The organism is Sorangium sp. So ce1014, from assembly GCF_051521505.1.
Classification (GTDB): domain Bacteria; phylum Myxococcota_A; class Polyangia; order Polyangiales; family Polyangiaceae; genus Sorangium.
In genome coordinates this window covers 8,886,789-8,912,160 of record NZ_CP150356.1, presented here as the reverse complement: position 1 = coordinate 8,912,160, position 25,372 = coordinate 8,886,789, and the positions used below count along the sequence as shown (strand labels likewise).

The window sequence follows — 25,372 nt, the reverse complement described above, 5'->3', positions numbered from 1 at the left end:
GGTGGAGAACCCCGGTGTCACTTCTGGGACCGGCTGCTGTCGCCGTCTACCCTCGGACACAGCGTCTGTGCGAATTGTTTACAGGCTCTCCCGGAGCTCGCTCCGGCGGCCCCGGCTCCGCCCTCCACCGGCGCTCCCGCGGGCGACCCCGAGCGGCCTCAGCTCCTCGGCGGGGCCTGTCCGGACGCCTGCAGGAGGTCCGGAGAGCTCCCCATCCTCGTGTGCAGCTGGACGGGCTTCTGGCGCAGCCGGAGGCGCATGTTGACGAGCTCGACGCTGAGCGAGAACGCCATGGCGAAGTAGATGTAGCCCTTGCTGATGTGCTGGCCCATGCCGTCGGCCACGAGCACCACGCCGATGAGCAGCAGGAAGCTCAGCGCGAGGATCTTCATGCTCGGGTGGCGCTGGATGAACGCGCCGATCGTGCCGGCGAAGACGAGCATCACGCCCACCGCGATGAACATGGCCACCATCATGATCGAGACGTGCTGCGCCATGCCGACCGCGGTGATGACCGAGTCGAGCGAAAAGACGATGTCGAGCAGCACGATCTGCGTGATGACGGAGGGGAACGACGCCCTGGCCTTCGTCTGCTGCTCGCTGGGCTCCTCGACCTCGAGCTTGTCGAACATCTCGTGGGTCGCCTTGGCGATCAGGAACAGACCGCCGCCGAGCAGGATCAGGTCACGCCCGCTGAAGTCGTGTCCGAGCAGGCTGAACAGGGTGGCCTTGAGCCCCATCACCCACGAGATCGCGAGCAGGAGGAGCAGCCGCATGCCGAGGGCGAGCAGGAGGCCGATGCGGCGGGCGAGCGGCTGCTGCTCCGGCGGCAGCCTCGCCGTCATGATGGAGAGGAAGACGATGTTGTCGATTCCAAGGACGATTTCCAGCGCGCTGAGCGTCGCGAGCGTGATCCAGCCATCGGCGTGCAGAAAGGCGCTCATGTCGGGCATCGGGGTGGCCCTTTGTAGCATGACGCGGTGCGAATGCCCGCGACGTCTCCTGTGCATCGCCCGCTCCCCGCGGGTTCCGGGGCGATCTTGCTTCCGCGTTCAGGGCGCGCGGGCGGGGCGCCGCGCGCAGGGTACGCAGGGTAAAAGCCAGCGTCGCTGTGGGCGCGCCCATCCAGGTGCCCATCCAGGTGATCGACGCTAGCCGACGCTAGCCGACGCTAGCCGACGCTAGCCGACGCTAGCCGACGCTAGCCGACGCTAGCCGACGCTAGCCGACGCGAGCGCCATGCGTCGCTTGACGCAGGTTGTTGACATCCGGTACAGATGTTATGGAAGTACGATCAAGTGGATCTGCCTCCTTCCTGGCTTCCAGGTGAGCTCCTGAGGGGTGTTGGCGAGCTCGCCGAGGGGTGCTGTGCCTCTTCGCCACACGGGCGAAGCGGCGTGGTCGCCTGTTCTCCACCTGGAACAGGTAGTCTCATGGCGAGGGGGACGACCTCGTGACGCTGGTTCCGAAGGTCGGATTCGGGCAGGAGGCGAGCTGGGCTGCCCGGGGCGGCGCTGACGGGTTATCGCTCGGGCGAGCGCTCTTTGGGGACGATGCGCCGGCCGAGGAGCCGGAGGCGTGCTGGCTGGACGGAGACGAGGTCTGGCTGCGTATCGAGGGGCTCGACCCGAGCTATCCGGTCGTCCTGCTCGGCGCGATGGGCGCCTGGATCGAGCCCGATTACCAGACCTCGTTCCCCTTCGGCAGCGTGGCCTCCGTGCGCCTGTACTTCCGCGGCGTCGAGATCGGCCCGCTCCCCGCCCTGCTGGTGCTGCAGTCGATGGGCCTGCGGGGCCCGCTCATCGGGCTCTCGTTCCAGGAGGTGTCCGCGCGCGCGAGCGGCCAGATCCGCGAGGCGCTGCGCGCCCTCGTCGACGCCGGCGCGGCGAAGGCCGCGGCCTCGAGCCTCTTCAGGTCCTCGGCCGCGGAGGCCGGGCACGTGCGCGAGGTCATCGACGACCCGCGGCGGGTGCGCGACATCCTGAGCGTCCTCCTGCGCAAGAAGGGCATCGTCCGCCGCGCCGCCGAGAGCGCGCCGTCGCTGTGCGTGATGCTCAGCGAGGTGGAGGTCGGGACGGTCCGCTGGTTCGGCATCGAGGGCTGGAGCGAGGCGGCGGCGGTCGAGATCGCCGGGCACAGCTCCGTCTTCCGTTTCAACATCCGGGCGGAGCAGGTGCGCCCGGGCGAGATCGTGTCCGCGCTGCCGGCGCGGGTGGAGCGCCTCCGCCGGAGCCTCCATGAGCGGGGCGTCGAGGTCGAGCTCACCGCGCGCTTCCTGCACCCCGACTGGCTCCACCTGCCGCCGGTCGAGGCCGAGGTGGTCGACGTGTCCTTCGCGAGCCTCAGGCTCGCGCTCGGGGAAGGGCAGCCGCCGCTGCACGCGAGGCTCAAGCTTGCGCTGGAGCTCCCGGACGGCGACGACGGGGTGATTCACCTGAAGGGCGAGGTCCGGTCGGTGTCCGCGGGCGAGGGCGCCGCCGCGCAGCTCTGCAGCGTGCAGGTCGTCGCCGCGAAGCGCGAGGACGAGCGGCGCTGGCTGCGGCTCGTGTCCCGCATCCTGCACGCGACCACCTACGGGGGGACGGCCTGGCAGGCGGAGTTCTGGGATCTCTTCGCCTCGTCGGGCTACTTCAACCTCTCCGGGCGGCGCCCGGAGAACTTCGAGGCCATGAGGCCGAGCCTCATGAGGATGGCGCAGCGGGCCGCGGCGGTGCCGCACCTCCTGCACAACGTCACCTGCCTCTCCGAGCACGGCATCGAGGGCAATTTCTCGGTGATGAAGCCTTACCACAGCACGTGGATGTTTCATCAGCTCGCAAAGCGGCCCAAGAGCGCCTCCAACCTGAGCTCCCGGCAGGTGCTCCGCGACATCTTCACGCGCTGCTGCGAGTACGCGCTGGCCGACCCGGAGTGCCGGTGGGTCATCGTCTACGCCGAGGCGCACGTCGCGTGGAACGAGCGGTCGTTCTTCGAGTTCGCCCGCAGGCACGAGGCGACAGGGCTCGTGCTGTCGCTGCCGTTCCGCCTGATGGGCGTCGATGTCCCGGCGCTGCCCCCCGAGCCCTCCTGGGCGGACGCCGCGCCGTTCGAGATCGGCGAGGCGACCCCGCCGGAGCAGGCGGCGCTCCTCGGCCAGCTGTGCGCGACGTCGCCGCGCATCTACGCGGAGGCGCTCGATCTCGTGCCGGGCAGGCTCGCGCTGGGCCCCTGCATCGAGCGCTGGCGCAGCGCGGGGCTCGAGCGGGATCGCGCGCTGCTCGTGGCGCGCCAGCGCGGCGAGCCGGTGGCGGCCGCCATCCTCGAGCTCGGCGAGCTCGGCACGAACCTCTTCCGGCTGCTCGACTCGGTCCGTCTCGTCCCCATGCGCCCCGGCGGGGACGCCGCCTTCGCCCCGCTGCTCGACGCCGCGTGCGGCTGGTTCCGGAGCCACGATCGGCCGTCGTTCATCTGCTTCGGCGAGCGCGGTAGGGTGAGCTACGAAGGGACTGCCGGACTGAACGACCTCGGCGAAGGGCGGCTGTGGATCATCGCGAGGGAGCTCATTCCGGAGTTCGCAGAGCATGTCTACCAGCTCACCGAGCCAAAGCCGCCGCCGCGCTAGCTCGGTTCAGGTCCCCATCCCAGCTCCCTCACCGAGGCGGCATGTACCGAATCAAGATCGACAAGATCAACGCCCTCATCGAGGTCACGTTGCAAGGCGTCGTGCGCACGGAAGAGGCGCACGCGTATGCCGTCGAGTACGCGAAGGCGCTCGGCTCGCTCTGCGGCCGGAAGATCCGCGTCCTCGTGGATTTCCGGGGGTTCTCCATCGCCTCCGAGGAGGCGACGGAGCTCCTCCGCGACATCAAGGCGACCTCGGCCGCGATGGGGGTGATCCGGACCGCCGAGCTGGTCCAGAGCGACCTCGCCGCGCTGCAGGCGGGCCGCATCGCCCGGGAAGCGGGCACCGCGGAGCTCGTGCGGGTCTTCAAGGACGAAGGCGCGGCGCGCAGCTGGCTCCTCGGCGACCGCGCGGCGCCGTGAGGCGGGCGGCCGCCGGGACGGCGGCCCGGGTCAGCGCGCGACGAGCACGTCCTCGGGGGGGCGCCGGAGCGAGCGCGTCGAGGGCGGCCCCGCGAGCGACAGGCGGAAGAGCAGGATCTCCGCCGTCGCGTCGGTGACGTCGAACAGCCGGACGTACCGCTCCCGGAGCTCCCTCGCGACCGCCGCGGTCTCCGGCTCCATCCCCTCGCCGCCGCCGCGGATGAGCCGCGCGAACAGGTAGGGCAGCGTCGCCATCGGGTAGACGGCGATCCCCAGCTGCGTCGCGGTGAGCCACGCCCGCTCGAGCGCCCTGCCGCCCTGGAAGTAGTCGGCGAGCCCGGCGCGCGGCAGGGTGATCAGCGCGACGGCCATCGCGCCGGTGATCGCCTTGCGCGCCGCCTTCTCCAGCGCCCTTCCGCCGCCCCAGCGCCGCACGAGCTCCATCGCGCGATAATCCCGGCAGATCCTGAACCCCGCGAGATCGGCCGGCGAGAGCTCGAACGCGCCGACGAAGAGGCCGTCCCGGCGCGCCTCCGCCTCCGCCTCGGTCCAGCGGATCTCCTTCATCAGGTCGGCGTGCGTGCTCTGCGCGAGCAGCCGGAGGCGATCGCCGGCGCCGATGAGCGCGGCGATCTCCTCGAGCGCCGCCGGCGCTTCGAGCAGCTGGAGGTCCGCCCCGGGGACGGACCGGACCGCCGCGGCGAGGGCGGCCCGGTGCTCGTCCGCGAGCGCCGCCCGCTGGCTCGGGCGCCGGTTCGTGTGCCGGAGCCCGATGGAGTCCGCGAGGCGATCCATCGCGTGGCCCTCGGCGCCGCTCACCGGCGCGCCGAAGAAGTCGAACGTCGCCGCCAGGTCCTCGCCGCCGAGCGGGAAGGGCGAGAGGCGCACGCTCAGCCCCTCGCGGTGCGCGGCGAGGACGACGTTCTCGGCGGCCGCGCCGAGCGCGACCACGCCGCCCGCCCCCTGGAAGTCGGCGAGCGAATCGGAGCGCGCCCGATCGTGGAACAGCCCGAGGCGGCGCGCCTCGTAGACCCAGAGCCAGGGCTGGCAGTTGCCGCCCGAGGGCGCCGCGATCCCGGCCGCGACGAGCCGCCGGAGCCGCTCCGGATCGAGCGGGACGGCGCCGGCCTCTCCGCCGGGCGGGAGCGCGAGCGACGCGGGATCGAGCGCCGGGCCGCGCGGCGCGGGCGACGCGCCCGGACCTCCGGCCGGCGCGCCCTCTGGACCGCTGATGATCTGCTCCAGGTCGACGTAGTACCGGCCCGACCGCACCGGCTCTCCCAGGACGAGCCGGCGCGCCGTGTCCGCGGCCGCCGCCCCGCCGTGGACGACCGCCGACCCGAGCTGCGGCCACGTGCTCACCGTCTGCTGCACCTCGATGAGCGTGGCGCCGAACCGCGTGGAGAGCGTGTCTTGCCCGATGATCTGCATCACATAAGGCACCTTGTCCTCCGTCGACAGGCCGCGGATGCGCTCGGGCCTGAGGTCGCCGACGAGCCCGTGGAGGATCGGCCGGTCCGGCTCCAGATCGAAGCGCTCGACGTCGATGAGCCCCCTGTCGCTCGTGTCCATCAGGACCGGTATGCGGTGCGCGCGCGCCCTGAAGCGGATCTCCAGCTTGATATCGAGGCTGTCGCACTCGTCCACGACGAGATCGAGCTTGCCTTCGCCCTCGTCCTCGCCCTCGTTCCTTCCAAGCAGGAAGCGATCCATGTTGTCCGGAGTGACCCCTTCGGAAAAGCACTTTACTTTGAAGAACGGGTCGAGCTCGGCGATGTCGCGCGCGGTGGCGACCACCTTGGGCACGTCGAGGTTGTGCACGCCGGTCCGGATCCGGTTCATGTTCGAGAGCTCGAGGTGGTCGAAGTCGGCGATGCGCAGCTCGCCGGCGCTCCGCTCGAGCGCGATGGTCAGCGCCACCGACTGGCCGACGGAGAGCCCGACGACGCCGATCCGCCGCCCGGCGAGCGTCTCCTGCTCTTCGGGGCTGATCTTGTACCTGTTGCGGTTGGTCCTGAGCTCGACGAACTCGGCCTCATCGAGCAGGTGCACGAGGCGGTGCGACCACGGGTAGTGGACCCACACGCCGTACGCCTCCCGCGGGGCGCCGCGGAGGTGCTCCTCGACGAGCCGCGCGATCTCGCGCTCCTCGAGGGTGCGGCTCGGGTGCCGCGTCTTGACCAGATCCGCGAGCTGCCGGTCGATCGCGTCGAAGACCTGGACGCGCGCGTCGTCGCGGAGCAGGCGCCCGAGCTCCTCGGCGTCCGCCCCGCGCGCCGGCCGGAAGAAGCGCGGCCGCGACTCGGTCGATTCTGCGTCTCGTCGCCGAGGAGAAGAGATGAGCTCTTGCCAGCTGGTCATGGCCACCGTGGTATCACGGTCGCTCCCGGCGCGTCGCGGCGCCGGGCGCCGGCGCCGCCGCGGCCCCACGAGAGCCCCGGATCAGCGCGGCGTGCGGGGCGCCCGGCCCTCGATCTCGAGCCGCATCCGCGCGACCTTGTGGTGCACCATGGCGGCTTCGGGCCCGCTGATGTCGAGATAGCGCAGGGCGCCCGCGATGTCGTTGCCCCGGAACGACCTGACCCTCGGGTTGAACCAGCTGAGCGCTATCGTGATCTGCCGGACGAGCAGCGCATCGGTGCAGATCGCCACCGTGAGCGTGTGGTTGCTTACAAAATCGTTGACGGACGCGCGCTGCTTCGCGTTGGGGCCCCCTCCGGCGGTCACCACCAGAGTCCTGGAGCAGGTGGGGGGGAGCGCCAGCACCGTCTGCATGTAGAGCTCCCAGTCCTCGTCGTTCGGCGGTTCCCTGCCGTGGACGGCGATGAGCACGTGCTCCGTCGTGTCGAACAGCATGGTGGGTAGGGTCATCGTCTCACCGAGCGCACGCAGAGCTTACGTCGTCGCGCCGCCGAGCCGCCAGTTCGCGCAGGCATCGTCCTCTGACATCGCCGGGCGGCCGATGACAGGGCCAGGGTTCGTGAGATCCATGGCGTTGCACCTAGGACGGTTCGATTGACGCAGCAACGCTCGGGAGCGACTTTCGACGCGGTGCTGGCGCCATGCGGCGCGCAGGTCTCGGCGCCGGGCTGCGCGCGTCGCCGTGCCGGATCGGCCTGGAGGGCCGCGGTCGATGACGCCGCCCGAACGGGGCGACGTCATCGACCGCGCGGCCGGACCAGGGCGTACCTGAGTTGTTTCGAATGGATTTCATGACGTGCTGCTGGGCAGTTGCACCGGGGGCTGTCAGCTACGCTGTGGTCTATACTACGGAATGTGCGTGGAGGGTCTTTCGCACGGCGGCTGCGGCGCGGGCACGTCGCACCGAGGCTTGACGGAGGACCCCCACCGCATGTAGCGCTCGATCGGTGGGTTGTATTGTCCAGCGGACAGGGCCGGCGCCCTGCTTGCTGCGGATGTCAATGGGACCACCTCGCCGGGGGAAAGGTGTTTCGCGATGCGCGTGCTCGAAAACTTCGTCGGCGGCGCCTGGTCTCGCTCTTCGGGGACGACGCACCTCGAGGTGAAGAACCCGGCCACCGGGGAATCTCTCGCGAAGGTCCCGCTCTCGACCGCGGCGGACGTCGACGCGGCGGTGAAGGCCGCGCAGGCGGCGTTCCCCGGCTGGAGCGCGACGCCGCCGGTGCAGCGGGCGCGCTACCTCTTCAAGATGCGCGAGGTCTTCGACGCCCACCGCGACGAGATCGCGGCCATCTGCACCTCCGAGCACGGCAAGACGCTGGTCGAGGCCAGGAACGACTTCGGCCGCGGCATCGAGAACATCGAGCACGCGGCCGGCATCCCGGCCCTCATGATGGGACAGGCCCTCGAGGACGTGGCGTCCGGGATCGACTGCCACACGGTCCGCCAGCCGCTCGGCGTCTTCGCGGCGATCACGCCGTTCAACTTCCCTCCGATGGTCCCGCTCTGGTTCCTGCCCTACGCGATCGCCACGGGGAACACCTTCGTCCTCAAGCCGTCGGAGCAGGTGCCGCTCTCGCAGCAGCGCATCTTCGAGCTGATCGAGCAGGTCGGGCTGCCGCCCGGGGTCGTGAGCCTGGTCCACGGCGGCCGCGACGTCGTGAACGCCTTCTGCGCGCACAGGGACATCGCGGGCGTCTCGTTCGTCGGCTCGTCGACGGTCGCGCGCCACGTGTACAGGAGCGCCGCCGAGGCGGGCAAGCGGGTCCAGGCGCTCGGCGGGGCGAAGAACTTCCTCGTGGTGATGCCGGACGCCGATCGGCTGAAGACGATCGGCAACATCGCCGAGTCGATCTATGGCTGCTCGGGCCAGCGGTGCCTGGCGGGCAGCGTCGTCGTGTGCGTCGGCGACGCATACGAGGCCGTGCGCGAGGGGCTCGTCCGCCACGCGAAGGCGATCGTGCTGGGCGACGGGGCGACGCAGGGCGTGACCATGGGCCCGGTGATCTCGGCGGCGCACCGGGACCGGGTGGTCTCGTACATCGCCAAGGGCGTGTCGGAGGGGGCGACGCTCCTCCTGGACGGCCGGGACGCGCAGGTCGAGGGGTATCCGGACGGCAACTGGGTCGGGCCCACGGTCTTCGACGACGTGCGGCCGGGGATGGTGATCGCGACCGAGGAGATCTTCGGCCCGGTCGCCTGCCTGATGCGCGCGAACGACCTCGACGAGGCGATCGCGATCGCGAACCGGAGCGAGTACGGCAATGCGGCGTCGATCTTCACGTCGAGCGGCCGCGCCGCGCGCGAGTTCCAGCACCGCGTCGCCGCCGGGATGGTCGGCGTGAACATCGGCGTCGCGGCGCCGATGGCCTTCTTCCCCTTCGGCGGCCAGAAGGGCAGCTTCTTCGGCGACCTGAAGGCGCACGGCCCGACGGCCATCGACTTCTACACGGAGCGCAAGATCGTCATCACGAGGTGGTTCTGATGGCACGAAACGTACTTGGCGGGCTCATCCAGTGCTCGACCCCGATCCACGACGAGGGCGCCTCGGTCCTCTCGATCCGGGACGCGATGTTCGAGAAGCACCTCCCGCTCATCGACGAGGCGGGGAAGAAGGGGGTGCAGATCCTCTGTTTGCAGGAGGTCTTCAACACGCCTTATTTCTGTCCCTCCCAGGACGCGATCTGGTGCGACGTGGCCGAGCCCGTCCCCGGCCCGACGGTCGAGCGGCTCGCCGCCTACGCCAAGAAGTACAAGATGGTGATGATCATCCCCATCTACGAGCGGGAGATGGCGGGCGTCTACTACAACACGGCGGCCGTGGTCGACGCCGACGGCACGTACCTCGGCAAGTACCGGAAGACGCATATCCCGCACACGAACGGGTTCTGGGAGAAGTTCTTCTTCAAGCCGGGGAATCTCGGATATCCCACGTTCCAGACGCGGTATGCGCGGATCGGCGTGTACATCTGTTACGATCGCCACTTCCCGGAGGGGGCGCGGCTGCTCGGCCTGAACGGCGCCGAGATCGTGTGGAACCCCTCGGCGACGGTCGCCGGGCTCTCCCAGTATCTCTGGAAGCTCGAGCAGCCCGCGCACGCCGTGGCCAACGGCTACTTCATCGCCGCCTCGAACCGCGTCGGCACCGAGGCGCCGTGGAACATCGGCAAGTTCTACGGCACGAGCTACTTCTGCGACCCGCGGGGCAGCTTCCTCGCGACAGGGAGCGAGGACAAGGACGAGCTCGTGGTCGCCGAGATGAACCTCGACCTGATCGAGGAGGTCCGGCGGACGTGGCAGTTCTACAGGGACCGCCGGCCCGAGAGCTACGGTGAGCTCACGAAGCAGCTGCCCTGAGGGCCCTCGGCCGCGGCGATGAGGACGGCGGCGCTGGCCGAGCCATGCGACGTCCACCGCGAAGGCACCAGCAGCGCCGGGGCGCTGGTCGCGGCCGGCACTCTCCCCCGGCGTTTCCCTCGCCATGGCGGCGCCGTCCCCCGGAGGGGACCCGCCGCCCGGCGCGCACCCGCGGAGGAGCAACATGGGCATCCTGATCAAGAACGGCGAGATCATCACAGCGAGCGACCGGTTCATCGGCGACGTCTACTGCGAGGACGGGAAGATCGCGGCCGTCGGCGCGGGGCTCGCGAAGGAGCGCGCGGGAGACACGGTGATCGACGCCTCGGGGCAGCTCGTCTTCCCGGGCGGGGTCGACGCCCACGTGCACATGGAGCTGCCGTTCATGGGGACGGAGAGCTCGGACGACTTCGAGACAGGCACCGCGGCGGGCGTGGCCGGGGGCACGACGTCGATCATCGATTTCGTGATCCCGAGCCGCGGTCAGCCGCTGCTCGACGGGCTCGCGATGTGGAACGAGAAGGCGAAGAAGGCGGTGTCCGATTACGCCTTTCACATGGCCGTCACCTGGTTCGGCGACGACACCCTGAAGGAGATGGCCGCCTGCACGCGCGAGCACGGCATCCCGTCGTTCAAGACCTTCATGGCCTACCGCGGGGCCATCGGCGTCGACGACCCGGAGCTCATCCAGGTGATGGAGGCCGCCAAGGGCCTCGGCGCGCTCGTGACCGTCCACGCCGAGCACGGCGACGCGGTCGTGGCGCTCCAGAAGAAGCTGCTGAAGCAGGGCAAGACCCACCCGCGGCACCACGCCGAGAGCCGGCCCCCGCCGATCGAGGGGGAGGCGACGGGGCGCGCGATCATGCTCGCCCGGGTGCTCGGCGAGCCGATCTACATCGTGCACCTCACCTGCAAGGAGGCGCTCGCCGCGGTCGCCGAGGCGCGGGGCCGCGGTCAGGTGGTCATGGCCGAGACGTGCCCTCAGTACCTCCTGCTCGACGACTCGGTCTACGACAAGCCCGGCTTCGAGGGCGCGGCCTACGTGATGAGCCCGCCGATCCGGCCGAAGGGCCACCAGGACGCGCTGTGGGCCGCGCTGTCGACGGGGCTCATCCAGACCGTGGCGACCGATCACTGTCCCTTCAACCAGGTCGGCCAGAAGGACATGGGCAAGGACGATTTCTCGCGGATCCCGAACGGCGCCGCCGGCATCGAGCACCGGCTGGCGCTGCTCTGGACCTACGGGGTGCTCGCGGGGCGGATCGACGTCCACCGCTTCGTCGATCTCTTCTCCACGCAGCCGGCCAAGATCTTCGGGCTGTACCCGCGCAAGGGCTCGATCGTGCCGGGCGGCGACGCGGATCTCGTGGTGTTCGACCCGAAGGGGACGAGCACGATCTCCGCCAAGACCCACCATCACCGGTGCGACCGGAGCATCTTCGAGGGCTTCGAGGTGAAGGGGAGGCCGACGCACGTCGTCGTGAACGGCCGGGTGCAGTGCTCGGACGGCAAGCTCGACGTGGAGCGCGGCGCCGGGCGCTACCTGCCGCGCCGGCTCAGCCCGACCCAGGGCTCCCGGGCCGCGTAGTCGAAACCGCAGGAGCGCACGAGCACGAGCATGACCCGAGCCCCGACCCGCCTCTCAGCCCTCCCGTCCGGCCGGATCGAAGAGCGATTCGAGGACAAGAGCCCGCGCTACACCGAGTCCGAGGCGATCGCCGAGGCGAACCGGTGTCTCTACTGCGTCGACGCGCCCTGCGTGAAGGCGTGCCCGACCTCCATCGATATCCCGAGCTTCATCCGGAAGATCGCGACGGGCCAGGTGAAGGGCGCCGCCCGCACCATCCTCACGGCCAACCTGCTCGGCCAGTCGTGCGGGCAGGCGTGCCCCGTGGAGGTGCTCTGCGCGGGCGACTGCGTCTACAAGGCGTGGGGGCGCGAGCCGATCGCGATCGGCCGCCTCCAGCGCCACGCCGTCGAGTCGGCGCTCGCGCGCGATCCGCGGCTCTTCCGGGCGAAGCCGCCCACGGGCCGGAGCGTCGCGCTCGTCGGCGCGGGGCCCGCGTCGATCGCCGCGGCGGGCTACCTCGCCCTCGAGGGGCACCGCGCCGTGATCTTCGAGCAGCGGTCGATCCCCGGCGGCCTGAACACGCTCGGGATCGCGCCCTACAAGATGAAGGGGGACGAGGCGCTCCGCGAGCTCTCCTGGGTGCTGTCGCTCGGGGACATCGAGCTCCGCACCGGCGTCTCGGTGGTCGAGCGGGCGACCGCGCCGGGGGAGGTCTCGGCGCGCGACCTGCTCGCCGAGCACGACGCGGTCTTCCTGGGGCTCGGCCTCGGCGCCGACGCGCGCCTCGGCATCCCCGGGGAGGACGGCGAGGGCGTGGTGGGCGCGACCGCGTTCATCGAGCGGCTCAAGGCCGATCCGCGCCTCGATCTCGCGGGCGTGCGGCGCGCGGCCGTCGTCGGCGGCGGCAACACGGCGCTCGACGTCGCGCACGAGCTCGCGCTGCTCGGGGTCGACGTGGCGATCGTGTACCGCCGCTCCGAGGCCGAGATGTCGGGCTACGCGCACGAGCTCGAGGGCGCGCGGATCGCCGGCGCGCGGCTCGTCGAGAACCGGGTGCCGGTCGAGGTGGTGCGCGAGGGCGGGCGGGTCGTCGCGCTGCGGGTCGCGCCCGCGGACGCGCGGCCGGCGGCGCAGGGCCCCGCGCCGGCGCCGGTCGACGAGGAGCTCGTGCCGGCCGACCTCGTCGCGGTCGCGATCGGGCAGAGCCGGGCGACGCGGATGGCGCTCGCGTTCGAGGGCGTGGCGCTCGACGCGCGGGGGCGCGTGGTGGTCGACCCGGCGACGCACCGCACGGGCAACCCGAAGGTCTACAGCGGCGGCGACTGCGTGAACGGCGGCAAAGAGGTCGTCAACGCGGTCGCCGAGGCGAAGATCGCCGCGCGCGCGATGCACGAAGCGATGATGACGCGGCCGGGCGACGCGACGCCCGGGACCGCACCGCAAGGGAGCTGAGCGATGGCCGACCTCTCTATCGACTTCGCCGGGATCAAGAGCCCGAACCCGTTCTGGCTCGCCTCGGCGCCGCCGACGAACACCGGCGATCAGGTCCGGCGCGCCTTCGACGCCGGCTGGGGCGGCGCCGTCTGGAAAACGCTCGGAAACCCGATTGTCAACGTGTCGAGCCGCTTCGGAGGCATCGATTACGGCACCATGCGGCTCATGGGGCTCAACAACGTCGAGCTCATCACCGACCGCCCGCTCGACGTGAACCTCCGGGAGATGCGCGAGGTCAAGCGGCGCTATCCGGGCCACGCGCTCATCGCCTCGCTCATGGTCGAGACGAAGGACGAGTGGCGCGAGATCATCCGCAAGGCCGAGGACACGGGCGCCGACGGGCTCGAGCTCAACTTCGGCTGCCCGCACGGGATGTGCGAGCGCGGCATGGGCTCGGCCGTCGGCAACGAGCCGGCGGTCCTGGAGGAGATCGCGCGGTGGGCCGTCGAGTTCGCGACGACGCCGGTCATCGTGAAGCTCACGCCCAACGTCGGCGACATCGTCGAGCCGGGCGAGGCGGTGCTCCGCTCGGGGGCGCACGGCGTCTCGCTGATCAACACGATCAAGTCGCTGATGGGCGTCGATCTGGAGCGGATGGTCCCGCTGCCGCGGGTCGGCGGGGCGTCGACCAACGGCGGCTACTGCGGGCCCGCGGTCAAGCCGATCGCGCTCCACCTCATGAGCCAGCTCGCGCGCCACCCCGAGATCGGCCGGCTGCCCATCTCGGGCATCGGCGGCATCTCGAGCGCCCGCGACGCGGCGGAGTTCATCGCGCTCGGCGCGACGAGCGTGCAGGTCTGCACCGCGGTGATGCACCACGGCTACCGCATCGTCGAGGAGATGATCGAGGGGCTCGGCGACTGGCTCGACGAGCACGGGATGCGCTCGGTGAGCGAGCTCCGGGGCAGGGCGGTCCCGCAGGTGCAGGAGTGGGGCGATCTCGACCTCTCGTACCGCGTGGTCGCGGACATCAGCGCCGAGAAGTGCATCGGGTGCCAGCTCTGTTACGTGGCCTGCATGGACGGGGCGCACCAGTGCATCCACCTGCCGGGGAGGACGGAGGCAGAGGCGCGCGCGGCGGGCCACACCCACCTCCCGAAGGTGATCCCGGATCGCGCCGTGACGGCGAACCCGAGCGGGGTCGCCGCGCCGTCGCGCGTCCCGTTCGTGGACGAAGAAGAGTGCATCGGCTGCAACCTGTGCGCGCTTGTGTGCCCGGTCTCCGGGTGCATCACGATGAGGGAGGTGCCTTCAGGCAGGCCGCCTGAGACGTGGAACGACCGTGTCCAGAAGGGGACAGACTTCGTGCCTGGCGGGCTGGAAGCCACCGCCCGCGCGCGGAGCTCATGATCCCGGGCTCCTGACCCGCCGGCCTGGAGCCCGCGACGATCGCGAACGCGCACGCGCCGGCGGAGTTGGCAGGGAGGAGCATCGATGTCGCTGACGAACGAAGATCTCGCGCCCACCCCGGAGGCGGCGCGCACCTGGAAGCTCGGGCATTTCGCGGCGCTCTGGGTCGGGATGGCCGTCTGCATCCCCACGTACACGATGGCCTCGGGGCTCATCGATCAGGGGATGAGCTGGCGGCAGGCGCTCGCGTGCGTGGCGCTCGGCAACGTCATCGTGCTGCTCCCGATGATCCTGAACGCCCACGCGGGCACCCGGTACGGCATCCCGTTTCCGGTGTTCGCCCGCGCGTCGTTCGGCGTGACGGGCGCGAACGTGCCGGCGGTGCTGCGCGCGCTGGTCGCCTGCGGGTGGTTCGGCATCCAGACGTGGCTCGGCGGGCAGGCGCTCTGGCAGCTCCTCGTCGCGCTCCTGCCCTCGGTGGAGGCGCCGCTCACCTCGGCGGCGTTCAAGGGGGTGATCGGCATCCACCCCGGCGAGCTCCTCGGCTTCGCCGTCTTCTGGGCGATCAACCTCCATTTCATCCTGAAGGGGACGGAGTCGATCAAGTTCCTCGAGGCGTGGGCGGCGCCGTTCCTCATCGTGATGGGCCTCGTGCTGCTCGGCTGGGCGTACGCCAGCGCGGGTGGGTTCGGCCCGATGCTGTCGCAGCCATCGAAGATCCCCGAGGGGCAGCTCCTCAGCGTGTTCGCGCCGAGCCTCACCGCGATGGTCGGGTTCTGGGCCACGCTCTCGCTGAACATCCCGGACTTCACGCGGTTCGCGCGCAGCCAGCGCGATCAGGCGATCGGCCAGGCGCTCGGCCTGCCGGCGACCATGGTGCTGTTCTCGTTCATCGGGGTCGCGGTCACCTCGGCCACGCCGGTGATCTTCGGGGAGCTCCTCTGGGATCCGGTGAAGCTGATGGCCCGGATCGGCGGTCCGTTCATCACGGTCCTCGCGATGGTGGGCCTGTCGGTCGCCACGCTGTCGACGAACCTGGCCGCCAACGTCGTCTCGCCGGCCAACGACTTCTCCAACCTCTCGCCCCACCGCATCTCGGCGAGGGCGGGCGGCGTGATCACGGCCGTCCTCGGCGCGGTGATCCTGCCGTGGAAGCTCATCGAGTCGTCGAAGGGGTACATCTTCACGTGGCTCGTCGGCTACTCCGCGCTCCTCGGCCCGATCGGCGGGATCCTCATCGCCGATTACTTCCTGCTCCGGAAGACGCAGCTCGACGTGGACGACCTGTACCGGCGCGGCGGAGCCTACGAGTACCAGGGCGGGGTGAACTGGCGGGCGATGGCGGCCCTCGCGATCGGCGTGCTCATCAACCTGCCCGGCTTCCTGGCCGAGGCGATCCCGTCGATGAAGGACGCCGTCCCGGAGGTGATGCGGTCGATCTACACGTATGCGTGGTTCGTGGGGTTCTTCGTCTCGGGAGGGCTCTACCTGCTGTTCTCGCTGGCCGGCCGCGCGGAGCCCGCCGCGGCGCGGCGGGCGTCGCCGGCGCGCTGAGGCGGGAGGGGCGCCGCGCGCGCTCGGGTCACGGGGCGAGCTTCACGACGAACGCGTCCCCGTTGTCGTACGTGCCGGCGCCGATCACGTTGCCGGCGCTGTCCACGGCCACATCGAGGATCCCGCCGTTGCTCATCTCGTCGATCGGGTCGACCGACCACAGCACGTCGCCCGAGGGCGAGAGCTTCGCGATCGCGCCGTTCGGGTTGATGATCGCATTGCCGGCCCCGTCGACGGCGACAGCATGGAGGTTGTAAAAGACGCCTTCCGGGCCGAGGCCGGTCGTGTCGACGCTCCACAGAGGCGCGCCCGAGGCGGAGAACCTCGTCACGGCGCCGCCGAAGGCGACGACAAGGTCGCCGGAGGGGGCCACGGCGACCTCGGCCGCCTGCGGCGTGCCGGAGACGATCTGGCTCCACACGTGCTGGCCGGCCGCATCGAACTTCGCCAGGTACATGCCGTCCTCCGCCGGCGAGCTCGTGAGCGGCCCGCCGCCGAGGTCGAGGATGCCGGCGTAACTGCCGAGCACGATGACGTTGCCGGCGCCGTCCACGGCGACGCTCCGGGGGCCGCTCTGGTACGGGGCCGTCGGGAAGGTCTTGGCCCAGATCGGCGCGCCCGCCCCGTCGAGCCGCGCGATCAGCAGCTCGCTGCCCGGCCCGCCGCCGAGCGTGCCGGTGCCGAGATCCACCGTGTCCCGGATGACCGCCGCGAGCGCGGCGCCCGAGCCGGCCCGGGCGACCTCGATGTGTTCGAGGCCGTCGAGCTGCGCGACGAGATTGCCTGACGCGGTGAACCTCCGCAGCTCGAAATCCGCGCCCGCGAGCAGCTCGCCGGACCCGGACTCTGCGACGCTCAGGTAGGCGCTGATGCCGGCCGGGCGCCTGTCCCACACGTAGCTCCCGGCGGCGTCGAGCTTCGCGAGGAACCCGCTCGTGTACAGGTCGACGGACGTCGGGTTGCCCTGCCCGGCGAAGTCGATCGGACCATAGGCGTAGCCGCCGAAGATCACGCTGTCCCCGCTGCCGACCGTGACGGTGTACGCGCGCATCCCCTCGCCCCAGCCGTTCTCGAAGAGCCTGCTCCAGAGGAGGGCGCCGGGGGCGCACGGCGCGCAGCTCGGACCCCCGCAGTCCACGGCGGACTCGGCGCCGTTCCGGATCCCGTCCTCGCAGGTGTCGTGGTAGCAGACCGTGAGCGCCGGCCGCTCGGCGGCGCTGCCGCTCTCGCTGCTCCGCAGGGTGCTCCGGGTGACCGCGGCCTCCTCGAGCAGCACGCCGTGGTTGTCGGCCGCGCCGCTCACCCAGGCCTGCGCGAGCGCGGTCACGTCGACGGTGCGGAAGCCGGTGGTGCCGCCGGTCCCGCCGGTGACGAAGGAGGCCTCGATCGCCGGATCGAAGTGGCCGCCGGCGCCGAAGCTGCTCCACGTGACGGTCGACTCCGACCAGGGGGCGGTGGCCCGGTGGACGCGCACGGCGCTGCTCTCGACCTTGTAGGTCTGGTAGAGCGACAGCGTCGCCGAGGCGATCTCCGCGCTCGCCGGGACGCCCGCGAGGTCGAACCGGAGGAGGCTCCGCCGGACGCCGCCCGTGCCGGTGCCCGTCGTGAGCGTGGTGCTCGCGCCGTCGTTCCAGGAAGGCGATACCTGCCAGATCGTCGCGTCGGCCACCCCGCCGTCCAGGCCGCGCCGGAAGGTCACGCACTGCGGGTCGCACGCGTCGCCGAGGCCGTCGGCGTCGCCGTCCACCTGCGAGGGGTTCGCGGCGGCAGGGCAGTTGTCCTGCGCGTCGACCACCCCGTCCCCGTCGCCGTCCTGCGCCATCTCGAACGCGTAGGCGGGTGAGCCCACGAGGACCGAGCTCCCCGACACGGCGACCGCTTTGCCGAAGCCGCCGAAGGTCGGGCCGCTGCCGGTGAGCTTGGCCTGCTCGGTCTCGATCCACTCGCCGGACGCCGGCGAGAAGACGTACGCAGCCCCCGCGTCCGGCTGGCCGAAGCGATCGGCCTGGATCGCGCCGGCGACCGCCACGTCGCCGGAGATCGCCACCGCCCCTCCCAGGCCGTCGCCGGTCGCGCCGTCGGTCCCGATCAGCCTGGAATCCTGGCTCCAGCCGCTGCCCACGCGGTCGAACACGTAGGCCATGCCGCGCCCGTGCTTGTACCAGGGCATCGTCGGGATGACGACGCCCGGCGCGCCCACGAGGATGCGCGAGCCCGAGATGGCGACCGAGCTGCCGAACCGATCGTACGGCCCCTCCGTCGGTTGCGCCGTGAGCTTGCGCACGTCGCCCCAGTCGCTCGCGTCGAACACGAACGCGGAGCCCACGCCGTCTTCCTCCTGCCACCACGCGTTCCCCGGCGCGCCAACGACCACCGTGCTGCCCGCGATCGCGACGGGCGGGGTTGTCCAGGTGTTCTCCCCGGCCGGGGTGGTGAGCTCGATCTCCTCGTTCCAGGCGCCGCCGCTCCGCGTGAACACGTGGACCGAGCTCGCGGCGGACAGGACGGCCCGGTCGCCGTCGACCGCGACGGCCGCGCCGATGCGGTCCGACACCCCGCCGCTCGCGACGAGCTTGGCCTGCTCGGACCACGCGCCCCCGCTTCGCACGAAGACGTAGGCGGCGCTCACGCCGCCGGCGTCCCAGGGGTCCCTGGGCGCCCCGACCACGACCGTGTCCGCGGAGACCGCGACGGAGCGCCCGAAGGTGCTGTAGCCCTCGCCCCCGTCGCTCGGGACGAGCCTGGCCTGCTGCGCCCAGGCGCCGCCGCTCTTCACGAACACGTACGCGGCGCTCCCGGGCGCCCCGACGACCGCGGTGTCGCCGGACATGGCGATCGCCTCGCCGCCCAGGTGGACCTGGCTCGATCCGTCGACCGCGATGAGCGCCGTCCGCTCCGAGGCGGCGAGCGGATCCACCGTCACCGGGTACGCGGCCCCGGCGGTGTCCACGCGCAGCGACAGCGTGCGCTCGTCGACGCCGAGCTCCATCCACGCGGGCAGCGCCCGCCCCGCGGCGTCGCTGGCGTGGAGGTCCGTGTACCGGAGCGCCACCGCGCCCGAGGCGTCGCGCAGCGCGACCCCCTCGCCCCCGCCGAGCGGCGTCGCGTGGAGCTCACCGCCCAGGGCGAGCTCGATCACGAGGTCCTGGTCCCCGGGCGCGCGGCAGGGCGGCGCCGCGGGCACGGTGAAGCCCTGCTCCAGCCCGAGCGGTCCGTTCACGTACCACTCCACGAGCGCCTCGCCCGGCGATGCGCCCTGCCGGCGGAGCTCCACGCGGTTGTTCGCGGCGCTCGGCGCCGCGCTCGGCACCTCGCGCAGATCGCCCGGGCACCCGTACCGGGCGGGGGCCATCGAGAAGCTCCACCGCCCCTCGCCGTCGTCCGGCGCGATCCGCACGCCCGACGCGCTGAAATCGGCCGTGAGCCGGTGCGCCGGGTTCGGCGCGCGCAGCCCGGGCTCCTTCCCGCCCAGAGACACCTCGCGGACCCGGTAGGTCTCGGGCGCGCTCGACTGCACGGCAGCGATATACGCCGCCCGCAGGTGCGCGGGCGCCGCTGCGGCTTCCGGCGCCGCGGGCGCTGCCGCCGCGCCGTCGACCGACGAGGAGGGGTCTCGCGACGCCTCCGTGGAGGCGCATCCCCCCACCATGGCGGCTGCCGCCATCACCTGTTCAATCCTCCCCATTCGATATCCCATGGGCTGGTTCTCCATCTGGCTGGCGCTCCCTCGCGCGCGCGCACCGGGCGCCGGAGCGTTTCGTGCGGAAGGGCAGCGAGCTCGCGGCGCATGCTCGCAAGGATCGCGCCCCCGACCCGGGATGCGCAGCGCCGCCGGCGTCTCACGCGCCCGACCGCGCCACGCCGACGCGATGACTCCTTCGCCGCTCGCTCCTGGCCGCTGGCCGGCCATGGACCGGCCGCGCGACGGGCGAGGGCCGCGCGACGGGCGGGGGCCGCGCGACGGGCGGGGCACGGGCAGGGGCCTCGCTCCGGGGCGGCGCGGACCCCTGGTGCCGGATCGCGAGCTTCGCAGCGCTGCGACCGATTCCATGACACGCGCGGCGGAGTGACCGGAACAAACAACAGAGAGGGCAGGTGCCCTCGCTGGAGGCATATGGTCACGAAACACGCACCGACGGAAATCCGGCTGAATCGCGGTCTCACGACGCGCGCCCTCGCGAAGAAAGGGCAGGCCGAGCATGTCGTCTGATCACGACGAGCGCGCCGAGCTGCTCGACGACCACCGTCCGGAGCTCGGGCGCTTGCTGCGGAGCCTGCCGCCGCGCGGCGGCGCCACCGCGTCGCTCTCCGGGTATCTCCTCTCCTTGCGCGAGCCGACAGGCTATCTCATCGCGATCGGCCTGCAGGAGCGCGACCCGGATCTCGAGCCCGAGCGCACGCTCCGCTCGGCCCTGGCCTCGGGCGTACGCGCGCCGGTCCTGGCCGGCGTGATGGCGCGCTCGGCGCTGGCCGAGATCATCGCCCCGCTGTCGCCCGTCACGCGGGCGGTCGCCGCGGAGCTGAAGAGAGCGGCCCCCTCCGGCACGCTGCGGGTCGTCGTCGCGGCGGCCGGCGGGGCGGAGCTCTTCACCGTGAAGGTCTCGGACCTGCCGGACGGCTGAGCCGCCCGCTGCACCGGCGCGCCGGCGCGTCCGGCGCTGGCTTCAGGGGTGGCCGGATCGGAACATGAAGGCGGGAGGGCGCGAACAAAAGATCCACGATCTTCCCGCCTTCATGTGAATCACGCCGGGGCAAATCGGGCCACCCCCTCGCTGCTTACTCGTCTTACTCGCGCGGCGCTCACTCGTTCGCGTAGATGCGCCGCTCGCTCGAGTCGAGCCCCAGGTACACGGCCCGGCGGTTCAGGCTCGCGCCCCCGCGCTCGGCGCCCTCCGGCGCCGGTCGCCGGTCGGCGGCCTCGTCGCTCTGGCGCAGCGCCTCGTACTCGGCGACGGAGGCGTGGCGACACCCGTCGAGCGGGGCGTCGATCGCGAGGTCGGCGACGAGCGCCGCGGCCTCCGGCCGGACCCTGCCCGCGAAGAACTCGGCGCAGCAGCCCGACCCGTAGCTGAACAGCCCGATGCGCCGCCCCTCCAGGACGCGCGCCTCGGCGTTGAGCAGGGACGCGAGCGCGAGGTACAGCGAGCCCGTGTAGATGTTGCCGATGCGCGCCGGCAGGTCGAGCGAGGGCTCCACCTCGACGGCGAAGCTCTCGTCGGCGGCCTGCTCGGTCAGGCCGTCGATCGTCCGCCGGTGGCGGTGGGCCTTGCGGGCCATCTTGCCGTAGGGGACGTGGTAGCAGGTGCGCGCGAGCGGCTCGCCGTCGCCCGCCAGGCGGCGCCACTCGCCGTAGGCCCCGGCGAGGGCGTCGAGGTAGCACTGCACCGAGAAATGGCCGTCGACGAGCGCCTCCTTGTGGTGGAGCGGCCGCCAGAAATCGTAGACGTCGCGCGCGTAGGTGCCGGTCTGGCCGACCTCGATCTCGAGGAGACGCGGGCGCTCGCGCACGAGCAGCGCCACCGCGCCGGCGCCCTGGGTCGGCTCGCCCGCCGAGCCGAGCGCGTAGCGGGCCACGTCCGAGCAGACGACGAGGGCGGCGCGGCCGCGGGCCGAGCCGGACGCGATCCAGTCCACCGCGTTGAGCAGGCCGGCGGTGCCCCCGAAGCAGGCGTGCTTGGCCTCGAAGACCCGGCACGCGCTCGGCAGCCCGAGCAGGCCGTGGAGGAAGGAGGCCGCCGGCTTCGCGTGGTCCACGGCGGTCTCGGTGCCCACGACGCAGAGCCCGATGTCCGCCGGGCTCGCGCCCGAGCGCTGGAACAGGCGGCGGGCCGCGTTGGCCCCGAGGGTGATCGGATCCTCCTCGGGCGCCGCGATCGCCATCCGGCGGGTGCCCAGGCCCGTCAGGTACTTGGACGGCGCGATGCCCCGGGCCTCGGCGAGCTCGCTGAGCTCGACGTAGCGGCGGGGGACGGCGAGGGCGATCGCATCGATGCCGATGGGAGGAAAGTCATGACGTAGGCTCATGCCTGCATCCTAGGGGAGCATTGTGCAGAGACCATCGAGCCCGCGCGGAAGCTCGGAGGAGCCGGGCGCGCGGCGCCACCCGGCGCCACCGCGCCGCGGCGCCGAGAACCGCGCACAACGACCCTCACTCGGCCGATGTCATGCGGAGCAGCCAGCGAGAAAAAATCGCGTTCGGGTCAAATTCATCACCACATCTCGTTGCAACTGTGCAATCTGTAATGGCGCGTTCTTGCGCCCTTGCGGTCGAGGTTCATGTGAAGCTCTCCCGGTCTACGATGTTGGTTCCGCTTCTTGGGTTGGGTGCTCTGATGATGACCGGCGCCGCGGGATGCTCCTGTAGCTCCGGAGCGGAAGGCGACGCAGGCGCGGCGGCCGGAGGGAGCGGCGGTGGGAGCGGTGGAGCGGGCGGCGGCGGCGGGGGCGGCGGGGGCACCGCCGGCGGCGGCGGCGAGGGCGGCGACGACATCGGCGCGGGCTCGGGGCAGAACACGGGAGGCGCCCCCCCGGTCACGCCGGACACGGCGTGCGTCGCCACGGTCGCCGAGGCCACGCTCACGAAGCGGCCGGTCGACATCGTGTTCGTCATCGACAACTCGCCCAGCATGGCGAACGAGATCATCAGCGTACAGAACAACATCAACGAGAGCTTCGCCGCGATCATCGGCGCGAGCGGCATCGACTACCGTGTCATCATGATCTCCGCGCACGGCACCGCGGGGGTCGACGACTCGATCTGTATCGGCGCCCCGCTCAGCGCGGCGAGCTGCGAACCGGTCCCGGCGGCGCCCGGGAACAACCCGCCCGTCTTCTACCATTACAGCCACGAGATCAGGAGCAACGACGCGCTCTGCGTCCTCCTCGGCAGCTACAACGGCGTCATGCCCGACCAGCACGGCGTCGCGCCGTCCGGGTGGTCCGAGTGGGTGCGCGAGGACTCGCTCAAGGTGATCACGGTGATCACCGACGATCACGTGGGCTGCCAGTCGACGCACCTCCCGCGCAACATCTATATCGACGACACGAGGCAGCCCCCCGACGAGGTCGCCGCCGACTTCGAGGAGCTGCTGTTCGGCCTGGATCCGGCGGTCTTCGGCGACGTCACCGCGCCCAATTACGTCTTCCATAGCATCGTCGGGCTCCTCGAGAACACGCCCGCCACCGACGCTTACGGGCCCGACAGCGACGTGGTCGAGGAGACGTGCGGCACCGCCGTCGCGCCCGGCACGGGCTACCAGACGCTCAGCAGGAGGACCGGCGGCCTCAGGTTCCCGCTCTGCCAGACGAGCTCCTATGACGTGGTGTTCCGGGCGATCGCGGAGGGCGTCATCACCGGCGCGGTGGTCGAGTGCGAGTTCGCCGTGCCGGACCCGCCGGTCGGGGAGGTCATCGATCTCTCGACCGTGGTCGTCCAGTACACGCCCGGCGACGGGAGCGAGCCGCAGTCGTTCGCTCAGGTGCCGAGCGCAGAGGCGTGCGCGGCGGGCTCCTTCTTCATCGAGGACGACATGATCAAGCTCTGCCCCGACGCGTGCCAGGCGGTCCAGGCCGACGCCGGGGCGGAGATCGACGTCCTCTACGGCTGCGACCCCGAAGCGGCGGATTGAGCTCCGCGGCCGGTCGGCGGCGCCGGCGAGCGCCGCCGCCGCGCGATCCGGGCGCGGGGCGCGGCGAGCGCCCCGAGCGCCCGGCGCAGGCGCAGCGCCCGGGCGATCGCCCGGCGCGCTGCCCTGCGTGCCTTCAGGCGCGAACGATCAGAGACAGCACCGGAAGCTGATGTTCGGATCGGTGTTGTCGCGCCGGGGAGCGGACAGGCTCGCATCGCACCTGGCCGCCTTGAACGACCCGTTCTCGATCTCCTCTGCGTCCCGCACGGAGGCCCGCGAGCCGCCGCGGACAAGGCAGTTACCCTCCGTGTCGCAGGAGTTCTCCCACTCGGCCGCGTTGCCGCTCATGTGATAGAGGCCCTTGGCGCCTCCCTCGCACGTCGAGATCGGCGGGATCGGGTTGGGAGCCACGGACTTCAGTGCGAAATTGCCGGTCGGATCGTCGACCTTGCACTTCGACTCATACACGTGGCCGTAGGGATATTCGTTCACTCCCTGGCCGGAGCACGCGTTGTACCACTCGTTCTGCTCGGCGTTCGCGAGCTCGGCGGGCGAGCTCGCTCCACCGCCGATCCTGCCGCAGAGGTGCTTGCCCCTGTAAGCGCAGTACACGTACGCGTCGCACCAGTCGACGTAGTTGATGGGCGTTCTCCCCTCGGTGTAGGGCCACCCGTTCGAGGGCTGGTAGATGTTCCCGGCGCACTCGGCCGGCAGGCCGGGGGGCACCGGGGGGCTCGCCTGCATGAAGACGTCGTACTCCTGCTTCGTCACCTCGTACTGATCGATGCAGTAGCTCCCGCCGCCCGCCACGGGCGCGATCACCATCCCCTGAGGGCAGGCGCAGGTACGGGTCGTGCCGTTGCAGAGCGACGTCGCGCAGTCGGTGCTGGCGGTGCACCCCTGCCCCGCAGGGCACCGGGTCCTGCACACCGTCCCGCCGCAGTCGATGTCGGTCTCTTTGCCGTTCTTCACCCCATCGCTGCAGTTCGCCGACAGGCAGACCTGCTCGGTGCAGACGAGGTCGCTGCAGTCGGTCGGGTTGGAGCACGCCTCGCCGGCCGCGCAGCCGGCGCAGAGGTCGCCGCAGTCGGTGCCGGTCTCGTTGCCGTTCTTCACCCCGTCGCTGCAGGTCGGCGGCAGGCACCTGCCGGCCACGCAGCTCAGCGACTCGCAATCCGAGCCCACCGCGCAGTCCTGGAGGTCCGCGCACGGCGGGCACGCCGGGTTGCCGCCGCGCGGTGAGGCGCCGCGGCCGCAGTCGGTGTCGGTCTCGTCGCCGTCGATCACGCCGTTATCGCACTGCGCCGCCGCGCACGTGGTCCCGGCGCTGCCGCCGCTACCCCCGCTCCCGGCGCTGCCGCCAGCGCCGGCGTCCTCCTCGCAGCGCCGTGAGACGCAGTCCGTGGGCCCAGCGCACGCCTGGCCGTCGAGGCAGGGAGGGCAGGAGCCGCCGCAATCGAGGTCGGACTCGCCGCTGTCCTTCACGCCGTTGGTACAGCTTGCCAAGGGCTCACCACCGCCCCCGCCGGCGCCGCCGCCCTGTCCGCCGGCGCCGCCGCCGCCCTGTCCACCGGCGCCGCCGCCGCCCTGTCCGCCGGCGCCGCCGCCGCCCTGTCCGCCGCCGCCATCGCCGCCCTGTCCGCCGGTGCCGCCGCCGTCGCCGCCCTGCCCGCCGGTGCCGCCTTGCCCACCGCCGTCCCCGCCGGCGCCGGTCGTGGGGCTGCCGGTGGGCAGGTTCCCCGACGTCGGAGGGCGGCGCTTATCCTCGCTGCTGCACGAGAGGGCCACGGCGATGGCTGCGAGAGGAATCAGAATGACAGACGACCGGATCATGGAGCGGCCTCCCTACGTTCAATCACGAGATCAGAGGAAAGGCGCTCAGCTTACCTGCGATGTCGGCTGTCCAGCGTGAGAAAAGGATTCCACCCGCCGTCGGGCGGAGACCACCGCCGACGAATACGTGCTCCCCGGCGCG

Annotated in this window: 16 protein-coding genes; 10 read left to right on the top strand and 6 right to left on the bottom strand. The window is 71.6% G+C overall.

The window, feature by feature from the left end:
- Window positions 1-158: 158 nt before the first annotated feature.
- Window positions 159-944, bottom strand: a complete 786-nt coding sequence (locus WME75_RS33760) for a TerC family protein (protein ID WP_437479455.1) — start codon at window positions 942-944, stop codon at window positions 159-161.
- 509 nt (window positions 945-1,453) lie between these two features.
- Here WME75_RS33760 and WME75_RS33755 point away from each other — a divergent pair.
- Window positions 1,454-3,601, top strand: coding sequence for a hypothetical protein (locus WME75_RS33755; RefSeq protein ID WP_437479453.1), 2,148 nt, complete (start codon window positions 1,454-1,456; stop codon window positions 3,599-3,601).
- Window positions 3,602-3,642: 41 nt separating this feature from the next.
- A complete protein-coding gene (locus tag WME75_RS33750) occupies window positions 3,643-4,023 on the top strand; it encodes an STAS/SEC14 domain-containing protein (protein WP_437479451.1) in 381 nt (126 codons plus the stop codon).
- Window positions 4,024-4,053: 30 nt separating this feature from the next.
- Here WME75_RS33750 and WME75_RS33745 read toward each other — a convergent pair whose 3' ends face one another.
- Window positions 4,054-6,384 (bottom strand): Rv1355c family protein, encoded by a 2,331-nt coding sequence (locus WME75_RS33745; protein WP_437479449.1) that lies wholly within the window; start codon window positions 6,382-6,384, stop codon window positions 4,054-4,056.
- 81 nt (window positions 6,385-6,465) lie between these two features.
- Complete coding sequence (locus tag WME75_RS33740) at window positions 6,466-6,894, bottom strand: hypothetical protein (protein ID WP_437479447.1); 429 nt, start codon at window positions 6,892-6,894, stop codon at window positions 6,466-6,468.
- Between the two features lie 586 nt (window positions 6,895-7,480).
- On the opposite strand from WME75_RS33740, the gene WME75_RS33735 reads away from it, so the two are divergent.
- The 6 genes from WME75_RS33735 (at window position 7,481) to WME75_RS33710 (ending at window position 15,769) form a co-directional block, all read left to right on the top strand.
- Window positions 7,481-8,929: a CoA-acylating methylmalonate-semialdehyde dehydrogenase gene (locus tag WME75_RS33735; RefSeq protein ID WP_437479445.1), complete on the top strand. Its 1,449-nt coding sequence runs from the start codon at window positions 7,481-7,483 to the stop codon at window positions 8,927-8,929.
- Window positions 8,929-9,801 (top strand): nitrilase-related carbon-nitrogen hydrolase, encoded by an 873-nt coding sequence (locus WME75_RS33730; RefSeq protein WP_437479444.1) that lies wholly within the window; start codon window positions 8,929-8,931, stop codon window positions 9,799-9,801. Before WME75_RS33735 ends, WME75_RS33730 begins: the two co-directional genes overlap by 1 nt.
- Before the next feature lie 184 nt (window positions 9,802-9,985).
- Window positions 9,986-11,389, top strand: a complete 1,404-nt coding sequence (gene hydA, locus WME75_RS33725; protein WP_437479442.1) for a dihydropyrimidinase — start codon at window positions 9,986-9,988, stop codon at window positions 11,387-11,389.
- A 30-nt stretch (window positions 11,390-11,419) separates the two neighbouring features.
- On the top strand, window positions 11,420-12,823 hold the full coding sequence (locus WME75_RS33720; protein ID WP_437479440.1) for an FAD-dependent oxidoreductase: 1,404 nt from the start codon (window positions 11,420-11,422) through the stop codon (window positions 12,821-12,823).
- 3 nt (window positions 12,824-12,826) lie between these two features.
- Window positions 12,827-14,215, top strand: coding sequence for an NAD-dependent dihydropyrimidine dehydrogenase subunit PreA (gene preA / locus WME75_RS33715; protein ID WP_437479438.1), 1,389 nt, complete (start codon window positions 12,827-12,829; stop codon window positions 14,213-14,215).
- Window positions 14,216-14,299: 84 nt separating this feature from the next.
- Window positions 14,300-15,769 (top strand): NCS1 family nucleobase:cation symporter-1, encoded by a 1,470-nt coding sequence (locus tag WME75_RS33710; protein ID WP_437479437.1) that lies wholly within the window; start codon window positions 14,300-14,302, stop codon window positions 15,767-15,769.
- Window positions 15,770-15,797: 28 nt separating this feature from the next.
- Here WME75_RS33710 and WME75_RS33705 read toward each other — a convergent pair whose 3' ends face one another.
- Window positions 15,798-19,466: a DNRLRE domain-containing protein gene (locus tag WME75_RS33705; protein WP_437479435.1), complete on the bottom strand. Its 3,669-nt coding sequence runs from the start codon at window positions 19,464-19,466 to the stop codon at window positions 15,798-15,800.
- A 502-nt stretch (window positions 19,467-19,968) separates the two neighbouring features.
- On the opposite strand from WME75_RS33705, the gene WME75_RS33700 reads away from it, so the two are divergent.
- A complete protein-coding gene (locus WME75_RS33700) occupies window positions 19,969-20,391 on the top strand; it encodes a hypothetical protein (RefSeq protein WP_437479433.1) in 423 nt (140 codons plus the stop codon).
- Between the two features lie 178 nt (window positions 20,392-20,569).
- On the opposite strand, the gene WME75_RS33695 is transcribed toward WME75_RS33700, so the two are convergent.
- Complete coding sequence (locus WME75_RS33695; protein WP_437479431.1) at window positions 20,570-21,793, bottom strand: hydroxymethylglutaryl-CoA synthase family protein; 1,224 nt, start codon at window positions 21,791-21,793, stop codon at window positions 20,570-20,572.
- A gap of 308 nt (window positions 21,794-22,101) precedes the next feature.
- Here WME75_RS33695 and WME75_RS33690 point away from each other — a divergent pair, with 308 nt between their 5' ends.
- Entirely contained in the window at window positions 22,102-23,397 is a 1,296-nt protein-coding gene (locus WME75_RS33690) for a hypothetical protein (RefSeq protein WP_437479429.1), read from the top strand.
- Window positions 23,398-23,544: 147 nt separating this feature from the next.
- On the opposite strand, the gene WME75_RS33685 is transcribed toward WME75_RS33690, so the two are convergent.
- Window positions 23,545-25,230 (bottom strand): formylglycine-generating enzyme family protein, encoded by a 1,686-nt coding sequence (locus WME75_RS33685; RefSeq protein ID WP_437479427.1) that lies wholly within the window; start codon window positions 25,228-25,230, stop codon window positions 23,545-23,547.
- Window positions 25,231-25,372: the final 142 nt, after the last annotated feature.